Source organism: Kitasatospora sp. MY 5-36, from assembly GCF_001182915.1.
In the GTDB taxonomy this organism is placed as follows: domain Bacteria; phylum Actinomycetota; class Actinomycetes; order Streptomycetales; family Streptomycetaceae; genus Kitasatospora.
Map to the genome: position 1 here is coordinate 1 of NZ_LFVW01001016.1, position 2,436 is coordinate 2,436.

At 75.4% G+C, this 2,436-nt stretch carries 3 protein-coding genes; 2 read left to right on the top strand and 1 reads right to left on the bottom strand.

Features of this window, described 5'->3' with window-relative positions; translation table 11 throughout:
• Window positions 1–256 precede the first annotated feature (256 nt).
• Together AE652_RS39580 and AE652_RS39585 are read left to right on the top strand one after the other, a co-directional pair.
• Window positions 257–778 (top strand): universal stress protein, encoded by a 522-nt coding sequence (locus AE652_RS39580; protein ID WP_049660452.1) that lies wholly within the window; start codon window positions 257–259, stop codon window positions 776–778.
• Between the two features lie 110 nt (window positions 779–888).
• Window positions 889–1,593, top strand: a complete 705-nt coding sequence (locus AE652_RS39585; RefSeq protein WP_049660456.1) for a DsbA family oxidoreductase — start codon at window positions 889–891, stop codon at window positions 1,591–1,593.
• 122 nt (window positions 1,594–1,715) lie between these two features.
• On the opposite strand, the gene AE652_RS39590 is transcribed toward AE652_RS39585, so the two are convergent.
• Window positions 1,716–2,282: an NPCBM/NEW2 domain-containing protein gene (locus tag AE652_RS39590; RefSeq protein WP_049660457.1), complete on the bottom strand. Its 567-nt coding sequence runs from the start codon at window positions 2,280–2,282 to the stop codon at window positions 1,716–1,718.
• Window positions 2,283–2,436: the final 154 nt, after the last annotated feature.

Here is a 2,436-nt window from a genome sequence, read left to right on the forward strand (position 1 = left end):
ACCCCCCTCTCCCCCGCCGCCCTCGCCGGCCTCGCCGACCTCGTCTCCACCGAACTCTGGCTCCGCCGCATCCGCGCCCGCCGCCACGGCGCCTGCTGGACCGGCCTCCCCACCCCCCGCCAACCCGCCCTCACCTCCTGAACCCCCGCCGGCGCCCGGGCCCGCCCCTCCCCGCCCTGCGGCGCGGTTGCCGGGTCCCGATCGGCGGGGCGGTGATGATGGCGGGGGTGTGGATCCGGGGTGAGGAGGACGTGCGGTGGCCGGTGGGAGCGCGGGGCGGGAGGTGCCGGTCGTGCTGTCGGTGCTCGGGCGTCCGCCGGCGGGGCGGCCGCCCGGGGTGCTGGCGGCGTGCGACGGGTCGGACGGGTCGCTGTGGGCGCTGGACCGGGCGATGACGGAGGCCGAGCTGTTCGGGCTGCCGCTGTACGTGCTCGCCGTGGTCAACCCGGCGCCGGCCGGTTACCCCCCGGGGATGGCGGAGCTGGTGCAGGAGAGCGTGGAGACGCTGGTCGAGAGCATGGCGGACGGGCTGCGCCGCTCGGTGGCCGCTGTGCAGCGCAGGCGTCCCGTGCCGTACGTGGGGGAGCTGTCGCTGCACGTGGTGCTGGGCAATGTGATCGAGGTGCTGCTGGAGGCGGCGACCCGGCAGCACACGCTGGTGATCGGCACCCGGGGCAACGGCGGCTTCGCCCGGTTGCTGATGGGTTCGGTGAGTTCGGCGGTCGTGCACCACGCGGCCTGCCCGGTGCTGGTGGTTCCGGCGCCGCCCGCGGCCTGACCTGGAGCGGAGCGGGAAAGACGCCCGTGGGGTGCCGGGAATGTACCGAGATGGTTCATCGTTCATCCATCTTGTCCCCATCCCACAAGACGCCCCCTGGAGCCCCCCGCATGAAGGTCGAGATCTGGAGCGACATCGCCTGCCCCTGGTGCTACATCGGCAAGCGCCGTTTCGAGCAGGCCCTGGCGGACTTCCCGGGCAAGGAGCAGGTCGAGGTCGTCTACCGTCCGTACCAGCTGGTCCCGGACGCCCCCGCCACGGCGAGCCCGCACCGCGCCTGGCTGGCCGAGCGCTACGGCCCGCAGTCGGTGGCGATGGACGCGCGGGTGGCCGAGCTGGGCCTTGCCGAGGGCATCGCGTACGACTTCGACGCCGCGCTGCACGCCAACACCTTCCTGGGCCACCGCCTGCTGCACCTCGCGGAGTCCGAGTACGGCCCGGCCGTCCAGGGGCGGCTGAAGGAGGCGCTGCTGAAGGCGCACTTCACCGACGGCGTCGACGTCGGCGACCGTGCCGCGCTGACCGACGTCGCCGTGGCGTCCGGCCTGGACCGGGACCGGGTGACCGCCTACCTGGCGGGCGACGAGGGCACCGCCGAGGTCAACGCCCAGCTGGCCGAGGGCCGGGAGCTGGGCATCAGCGCCGTGCCGACCTTCGTCTTCGAGGGCAAGTGGGCCGTCCAGGGCGGCCAGGACGCCGCGACCTTCGGCAAGGTGCTGGAGCAGGTCGCCGCCGAGATCGGCGAGCGCCGCCCCGCCCCGGTGCAGGTCGCCCCGGCCGGGGAGGCCTGCGCGGACGGCTCCTGCGCCATCTGACGGCCGACCGGGCCCAGGCCGCCCACCCCGGCGGCCCACCCGGGCACGGCACCGCGGACCCGAGGCCCGCTCCAGCACCCCTGGAGCGGGCCTCCGTCATGCCCGCCCGGAGCGCGCCCGGGTCACGAGCAGCGGAAGCGGGCCTCGGCCCAGTCCGCGACGTTCAGCGCCGACCAGATCCCGCTCACCGGCGTGACCGACAGCTTGATCGCCTTCTGCCCGGCCAGCGACACGTGCACCGGCACCGCGTCGTCGCCGACGGCCAGCGCGCGGGAGCGCCACAGGACGGTGCCGTCGGTGCCCTGGACGGTGAAGACGACCCCGCCCGGCGAGATCGTGGCGTCGTCCACCCCGGCCAGCGCGTCGAAGGACGTGCACGTGCGGTTGAGGTCGATCACGGTGGCCGCCGGGGCGTGCACGGTGATCACGTGCGGGTGGTAGTCGCCGCCGATCCAGCCGCCGTCCCGCTGCCAGAACTTGTCGCTGTCCTTCTGCCGGATGCTCGGCTCGGGCGGCGGCACCCGGTTGTTGCCGGGCTTGAGCACGGGCAGCGAGTTGCCCCAGAAGTCGCTGAGCACGGGCGGCGTCGGCGTGGGGACGGTCGGGGTCGGCACCGGCGGCAGAGTGGGCGTCGGGACGACCGGCACGTCGGGGGTGGGCAGCGGCGGCAGGCTCGGTACGGGCACCACCGGGGGAGTGAAGGTCGGCGTCGGCGTCTTCGGGCTGCCGGACGTGGGCGTGCCGGACTCCGGTGCCCGGGTGGTGGCGGGCGGCGGGGCGGGCGTGGACGCGGCGGCCGGCTTGGTGTCGGCGCTCGACGCGGGCGCCTCCGGGGCCGGAGCG

What these genes read in the sequence shown, in the direction of transcription:
- AE652_RS39585 (WP_049660456.1), top strand. Translation starts at nt 889, where the DNA reads ATGAAGGTCGAGATCTGGAGCGACATCGCCTGCCCCTGGTGCTACATC.